Source organism: Pseudomonas sp. 1D4 (genome assembly GCF_001728925.1).
Taxonomy (GTDB): Bacteria; Pseudomonadota; Gammaproteobacteria; order Pseudomonadales; family Pseudomonadaceae; genus Metapseudomonas; species Metapseudomonas otitidis.
Map to the genome: position 1 here is coordinate 1 of NZ_LXJQ01000095.1, position 6,694 is coordinate 6,694.

The window sequence follows — 6,694 nt, forward strand, 5'->3', positions numbered from 1 at the left end:
GGGCGCAAGAACTGGTTCTTCGGCGGGGCTCGCTTCGCCCCGCCACCGGCCAGCCTCGAAGGCGAGATCCGCTTCGAAGCCCTGCGCGCCTCCGGCCCCGGCGGGCAACACGTCAACACCACCGACTCGGCGGTGCGCGCCACCCACCTGGCCAGCGGCATCAGCGTCAAGGTGCAGAGCGAGCGCAGCCAGCACGCCAACAAGCGCCTGGCCATCCTCCTCATCGGCCAGCGCCTGGCGCAACGGGCCGAAGAGGCGGACGGCGCCCTGCGCGCGGAGCGCCGCCTGTTCCACCACCGGGTGGAGCGGGGCAACCCGGTGCGCTGCTTCAAGGGCGAGCGGTTCGAGCCGGTGTGAACACGCGCGCAGGTCGGGTTCGCCCGCACCTGCGCGTCATCGGTGATCCATCAACTGCTCTGGCTGGCCTTCATCGAGGCCAGCAACGTGCCTTGCGGCGGCGCTGCCCGGAAGTGCCGGTGCACCCCGTCGAAGATCGCGTTCGCCACCCGCTGCTGGTGGCGGGCATCGATCAGCCGGCGGCAGTCGTTCGGGTTGGACATGAAGCCGGTCTCCACCAGCACCGAGGGGATGTCCGGGGACTTGAGCACGGCGAAGCCCGCCTGCTCGACCCGCTTCTGGTGCACGCCCGCCACACCCTGCAGGCTGCCCAGGATGCTCTTGCCCAGGTCCAGGCTGGTGGCGATGGTGGCGGTCATCGACATGTCGAGGATCACCCCGGCCAGCATCGGGTCCTTGTCCTTCAGCGACAGCAGACGCTCGGCACCGATCAGGTCCACACGGTTCTCGCGCTCGGCGAGCCAGCGCGCCGTGGTGGACGTCGCCCCGCCCTGGGACAGCGCGAAGACCGACGCCCCGGAGGCACTGCGCCTGGGCGCCGCATCGGCATGGACGGAGATGAACAGATCGGCGTTGCGCCGCCGGGCGATCTCGACCCGCTTGCGCAGCGGCACGAACACATCGTCGTTGCGCACCAGGTGGGCCTTGAAGCCCTTCTGGGCATTCACCTTCCTGGCCAACAGGCGGGCGATGGCCAGTGCCACCACCTTCTCCTGCTCACCGTTGAAACCGATGGCGCCCGGGTCCTTGCCGCCGTGGCCCGCGTCGATGGCGACGACGATGTCCCGCTGCCCGCCCGCAGGAGCGACCGCCGGAGCGGCGGGCGCCAACGCAGGGGGTGGCGTGAGCGGCTGGAAGTCCAGCACCAGCCGGTGCCCCTTGCCCTCCCCAGGTGGCAGCAGGAAGCTGCTCAACTGCGCCGGGGCCTGCAGGTCGAACACCAGCCGCGTGCTGCGGCCCTGCAGACCACTGCGGACCGAACGGATCGGCCCCTGGCCCAGCGCCAGGTCCTGCAGGTGAGCGTCCAGGCGGGTGTCGTCCAGGTCGACGATGACCCGCTCCGGCGCGGCCAGCGCGAAGCTGCGGAAGTTCACCGGGCCGCTGAGGTCCAGCACGATGCGCAGGCGGTCGGTCGTCCGCCAACTGCGAACCTGGGTGACGGCCTGGGCGGCGGAGGCCTTGGCAGCGAAGGGCAGGGTGAAACCGGCGAGCACGAACTTGAGCAGATGACGGCGATCCATGAGGGGGCTCCATCGCATCGAGGAAAGCGGGATCGGCCAATTATGTTATAAAGTAACGTTTTTGGCAGCCCGACTCCGGCTCGACGTTCCCTCTGCCGTGCGTTTCGCACCCACAAAAAACGGGGCCCTTCGGCCCCGTTCTCGTTTCAACTGGTGGTCACGCCCAGGCTTATTCCCCCGGGATGTCCTTGCGCAGCTTCACCGCCTCCTGCTTGCGTCCACGGGCGATGCGCATGCGGATGTTCAGCGCCTCCACGCCCAGGGAGAAGGCCATGGCGAAGTACACATAGCCCTTCGGCACGTGGACTTCGAAAGCCTCGGCGATGAGCACGGTGCCCACCACCACCAGGAAGGCCAGGGCCAGCATCTTCAGGCTCGGGTGCTTGTCGATGAAGGCACTGATGGTGCCGGCGGCGGCCATCATCACCAGCACGGCGACGATGATCGCGGCGACCATCACCGGCACGTGGGAAACCATGCCCACGGCAGTGATCACCGAGTCCAGGGAGAACACGATGTCGATGATGGCGATCTGGATGATGGTGCCGATGAAGTTGCGCGCGGCGCCCGTGGCCGGCGTGGCTTCGGTCTCGTCCTCACCCTCCAGGCTGTGGAACATCTCGGTGCTGCTCTTCCACAGCAGGAACAGACCACCGAAGAACAGGATCAGGTCGCGCCCCGAGATGCCCTGGCCGAACAGATGGAACAGGTCGGTGGTGAGCCGCATGATCCAGGTGATCGACAACAGCAGCAGGATGCGCGTGACCATCGCCAGCGCCAGGCCGAAGAACCGGGTGCGTGCCTGCATGTGCGGCGGCATGCGGCCCACGAGGATGGCGATCATGATGATGTTGTCGATGCCCAGGACGATCTCCAGGGCGGTCAGGGTGAAGAAGGCGACCCAGATTTCCGGGCTGGTCAGCCATTCCATGATGCGAATACCTCGTGGTGTCGACAGCTAGGTTTGAGCACGGCCACGCCGGAAAGTGCGAGCCTTTCCGGCGGGGATGAGTAAGGGAAGCGCCTGCCCCTCACGGGGTGCCGAATAGCGGGAAGACCCCAAGCAGCAGCGCGGCGAGCAGGATACACAGGCAGATCAGAACCGCCCACTTCAACGTGAAGCGCTGGTGGTCGCCGAATTCGATCTTCGCCAGGCCCACCAGCAGGTAGGTGGAGGGCACCAGCGGGCTCAGCAGGTGCACCGGCTGGCCCACGATGGAGGCCCGCGCCATCTCCACCGGGCTGATGCCGTAATGACCCGCCGCCTCGGTCAGTACCGGCAACACGCCGTAATAGAAAGCGTCGTTGGACATGAAGAAAGTGAACGGCATGCTCACCACCGCCGTGATCACCGCCATGTACGGCCCCATGGACGGCGGGATCACCGCCAGCAGGCTCTTGGACATCGCCTCCACCATCCCCGTGCCGGAGAGGATGCCGGTGAAGATACCGGCCGCGAAGATCAGCCCCACCACCGCCAGCACGTTGCCGGCATGGGCCGCCACGCGCTCCTTCTGCTGCTGCAGGCAGGGGTAGTTGATGATCATCGCGATGCTGAAGGCCACCATGAACAGCACCGGCAGCGGCATCAGACCGAGGATCAGCGTCACCATCAGTGCCGCCGTCAGCGCCGCGTTCACCCACAGCAGCTTCGGCCGGCGCGCCTCGGGGAACTGCGACACGCTGATGTCCACATGGCTTTCCGGCAGGTCCGGCAGTTGCAGCACGCCCAGGCGGGCGCGCTCACGCTTGCCATAGGCCCAGGCCAGGCCGAACAGCGCCACGGCACCGGCCGCCATCGCCGGGATCATCGGTACGAAGATGTCCGACGGGTCCACGTGCAGCGCACTGGCCGCACGGGCGGTGGGGCCGCCCCACGGGGTCATGTTCATGATCCCGCCGGCCAGGATGATCAGCCCCGCCATGATCAGCGGGCTCATGCCCAGGCGGCTGTACAGCGGCAGCAGTGCCGCCACGCAGATCATGTAGGTGGTCGCACCGTCGCCATCGAGGGAGACGATCAGCGCCAGCGCTGCCGTGCCCATCGACACCTTCAGCGGATCGCCCTTCACCAGCCGCAGGATCGCCCGCACCGGCGGGTCGAACAGGCCCGAGTCGATCATCAGGGCGAAGTAGAGGATGGCGAACATCAGCATCACGCCCGTGGGCGCCAGCTTGGTGATGCCCTCCAGCATCATCGGGCCGATACCGGCGGCGAAGCCACCGATCAGCGCGAAGGTGATGGGCACGATGATCAGGGCGATCAGGGCGGACAGGCGCTTGGTCATGATCAGGAACATGAAGGTCATGACCATGGCGAAACCGAGGAAGGTCAGCATGGGAATCTCCGGACGAAAGGCGATGAGGACGGGAGCCGGTCAGCGCGCAGCGGGTCGGGTACGGAGAGGGGGCGGAACGAGGCCGGGGAGGCGGCAGGAGCGGAACATGGCAATCACCCATCTTGTTGTTGTCGGGGTGCCTGGCGCGGAACGGGCAGCGCCGGGCGGCCGGTCTGTGCCGGCGGTGGGGCGATGCTAAGGGGCGAAGCTTTCAGCCAGCTTTCGCTGCGAACCGGCAGCGAACGTGCCGCGAAATCCGGACGGGCGGTCAGCCCGCCCCGGCTTGCAGCAGCGCCAGCACGGCCACCAGGGTGGCGCCGGAAAGCAGCGTCTGCAGGGTGATGATCCCCGCCATAAGGTGGCCGTCGCCGCCCAACTGGCGGGTCAGCACATAGGCGGTGGGCGCCGTCGGCAGGGCTAAGAACAGCACCAGGATGCTGCTCTCCATCGCCGGCAGCCCGAGCACTCGCGCCACGGCGAAGGCCAGCGCCGGCATCGCCAGCAGCCGCGCCGCGCAGTTCCAGCCCAGGGCCGGCAGCTCGCCGCCCAGCTCGCGGGGTTGCAGCGCCGCCCCCACGCAGAGCAGGCCCAGGGGCAGGCTCGCCACCGCCAGCAGGTTGAGCAGCCGGTCCAGCCCGCCGCCCAGGCCCAGCCCCGTCAGGTTGTAGGCCGCACCGGCCAGGCAGGCGAGGATCAGCGGATTCTTCACCATCGGCAGCAGCAGGCCCCGTGCGCTGACCCCGCGCTCGGCAGTCAGCGACCACACCGACAGCAGGTTCACCGTCGGCACCATCAGCGCCAGCATCAGCGCCGCAATGGCCAGCCCCTCCTGGCCGAACAGGCTGCCGATGGCCGCCAGCCCCAGGTAGGTGTTGAAACGCAGCACGCCCTGGGTGATCGCCCCGAAGCGCGCCGCCGGCCAGCCCAGCAGGCGCCGCGCCAGCAGCAACGCCGCCCAGCCGAGGCCCAGGCCCAGCAGCACCGCCAGGGCCAGGCGCGGCAGCGCCGGGTTGTCCAGCGGCGCCGTGGCCAGGCTGCTGAACAGCAGCGCGGGGAACAGGATGAAGTAGTTCAAACGCTCGGCGGCCGGCCAGAAGGCCTCGCCGGGGAAGTCGACCCGCCGCAGCACATGGCCGGCGACGATCAGGGCGAACAGGGGCCAGAGGGCCTGGAGCAGGGTCAGCACGGGCGCGTCCGATTGTCCGGTGGCGAAGGCCGCATCTTGTCCGTCGCGGCCCTCACGGCGCAACCGGCAACGCGCTAGGCTGCGCCTTTGCCAAGGAGCACGCCATGACCACCGCACACACCGGCGGCTGCCACTGCGGCCGCCTGCGCTACCGCTTCGACGCCCCCCTGGCCGACATCGCCCACTGCCACTGCAGCGACTGCCGGCGCATCACCGGCGGCCTGGTGACCACCTGGATCACCGTGCCCCGCGCGGCGTTCACCTGGCTCCACGGGCAGCCGGCGGAATACCGCTCCTCCGCCACCTGCAGCCGCTACTTCTGTGGCCATTGCGGCTGCCACCTGGCGCTCTACACCAGCCTCAGCCCGGACAGCCTCGACGTCACCGTGGCCACCCTCGACGACGTCCACCAGGCTCCGGCCGACCGCCACATCTGGGTGCGCAGCCGCCTGCCCTGGGTGACCCTCGACCCGCACCTGCCGGAGGAGCAGGAAGAGGCGCTGTGAGTTATCCACAGCGCCCCATCAGCGCAAGGCCAGCACCCTCGGCAGTTCCCCACAGGGCACCCAGACCCGGCCCTGCCACTCCAGCACGCTGACCGGCTGGCCCGTGCCGTGGAGCTGCACCTGCCGGGGCTGCACCGGGTCGCCCCGGCACTCGCTGCGCAGCGTCAGCACCACCTCCTGGGTGAGCCACTGGCGGATGCTGCGGTTCTCCGGGTGGTAGTAGTGGATCAGCGCCCCATAGGCCGCCGACTCGCTCACCAGCAAACCTTCCTCCGCCACCCCGCCGCCGTCCGGGTACCAGGCCCAGCGCCACTGGTCCGGATCGAGATTGGCGCGGATTCGGTCCTCCAGCAGCGGGTGCTGCATCAGCCGCCCCAGGTCGCGCACGCAGAACCAGGCCTGGTCATCCAGCAGAAAGGCCCGCAACTGGCGGCGATGGCGGATGAAGACACGGGGTTGGAGGATGGGGGTGTCGTCGAGCAGCTCATTCATGAGTGCATCTCCAAGTGTCGTTGAGAGGGCCCTTGTTGAGAGGGCGGCCGGGTACTTCAACACCGCACTTGGAACGGCCCGCAGATTTCCCCCCGAAGGAGTCTTTTATGGCTGCGCGCTACCCGGCCAGAACGACCGCTGTTTGACCAGCGCCGCGACTATCGGGTGCGGAGGACCGCCAAGTGAGAGGTGTGTTGAGCACCGGCGACGGACACTAGAGAGCCGAACCAGGCCAAACAACGTGATCACAGGGGAATCGGATTGTACGGAGGCACACCCACCCATTTCCCCCAACGTCCTCATCCCGCGCTGTAGGAAACCACGTAAAGATGCCGCCCACCGCGTAGGTTGGATGCCGCTCTTCACATCCACCAACGCCCACCGCCCACCCCCCCCGGTCGGGCTGTACACGATCCGTAGGATGCGCTGAGGCCACGAAGCGCATCACGTCGCGGCCAGGCCGTGGCACCACCTGTTGCGCTCGGCTTGATGGGCATCGCTGCGCTCAGCGCCATCCTACGGGGCGTTGGCCGTGGCTTCGGCGCGGGACCGCGTGGATCGGTGGAGCGCGAT

Annotated in this window: 7 protein-coding genes; 2 read left to right on the forward strand and 5 right to left on the reverse strand. The window is 68.3% G+C overall.

The features are described from left to right. The coding region (gene prfH / locus A7D27_RS26340) for a peptide chain release factor H (protein ID WP_139134202.1) at nucleotides 1–357 on the forward strand (357 nt) is incomplete at its 5' end. Between the two features lie 50 nt (nucleotides 358–407). Here prfH and A7D27_RS26345 read toward each other — a convergent pair. The 4 genes from A7D27_RS26345 to A7D27_RS26360 all read right to left on the reverse strand — a co-directional run bounded on the left by A7D27_RS26345 (nucleotide 408) and on the right by A7D27_RS26360 (nucleotide 5,186). Further along, the gene (locus A7D27_RS26345; RefSeq protein ID WP_069566619.1) at nucleotides 408–1,598 is read right to left on the reverse strand and encodes an N-acetylmuramoyl-L-alanine amidase; all 1,191 of its coding nucleotides are present in this window, start codon (nucleotides 1,596–1,598) and stop codon (nucleotides 408–410) included. A gap of 169 nt (nucleotides 1,599–1,767) precedes the next feature. Beyond that, nucleotides 1,768–2,529 (reverse strand): TerC family protein, encoded by a 762-nt coding sequence (locus A7D27_RS26350; protein ID WP_069562077.1) that lies wholly within the window; start codon nucleotides 2,527–2,529, stop codon nucleotides 1,768–1,770. Between the two features lie 100 nt (nucleotides 2,530–2,629). After that, nucleotides 2,630–3,937, reverse strand: coding sequence for a CitMHS family transporter (locus A7D27_RS26355; protein WP_069562076.1), 1,308 nt, complete (start codon nucleotides 3,935–3,937; stop codon nucleotides 2,630–2,632). 268 nt (nucleotides 3,938–4,205) lie between these two features. Beyond that, nucleotides 4,206–5,186: an AEC family transporter gene (locus tag A7D27_RS26360; protein WP_371914839.1), complete on the reverse strand. Its 981-nt coding sequence runs from the start codon at nucleotides 5,184–5,186 to the stop codon at nucleotides 4,206–4,208. Between the two features lie 41 nt (nucleotides 5,187–5,227). On the opposite strand from A7D27_RS26360, the gene A7D27_RS26365 reads away from it, so the two are divergent. Then, on the forward strand, nucleotides 5,228–5,629 hold the full coding sequence (locus tag A7D27_RS26365; protein WP_069566621.1) for a GFA family protein: 402 nt from the start codon (nucleotides 5,228–5,230) through the stop codon (nucleotides 5,627–5,629). Between the two features lie 18 nt (nucleotides 5,630–5,647). Here A7D27_RS26365 and A7D27_RS26370 read toward each other — a convergent pair whose 3' ends face one another. Beyond that, nucleotides 5,648–6,121, reverse strand: coding sequence for a Bro-N domain-containing protein (locus tag A7D27_RS26370; protein ID WP_044403449.1), 474 nt, complete (start codon nucleotides 6,119–6,121; stop codon nucleotides 5,648–5,650). Nucleotides 6,122–6,694: the final 573 nt, after the last annotated feature.

Excerpts from the sequence above, each read along its gene's own strand:
- A7D27_RS26370 (WP_044403449.1), bottom strand. The coding sequence starts at position 6,121 with ATGAATGAGCTGCTCGACGACACCCCCATCCTCCAACCCCGTGTCTTC.
- A7D27_RS26350 (WP_069562077.1), bottom strand. The coding sequence starts at position 2,529 with ATGGAATGGCTGACCAGCCCGGAAATCTGGGTCGCCTTCTTCACCCTG.
- A7D27_RS26355 (WP_069562076.1), bottom strand. The coding sequence starts at position 3,937 with ATGCTGACCTTCCTCGGTTTCGCCATGGTCATGACCTTCATGTTCCTG.
- A7D27_RS26345 (WP_069566619.1), bottom strand. The coding sequence starts at position 1,598 with ATGGATCGCCGTCATCTGCTCAAGTTCGTGCTCGCCGGTTTCACCCTG.
- A7D27_RS26365 (WP_069566621.1), top strand. The coding sequence starts at position 5,228 with ATGACCACCGCACACACCGGCGGCTGCCACTGCGGCCGCCTGCGCTAC.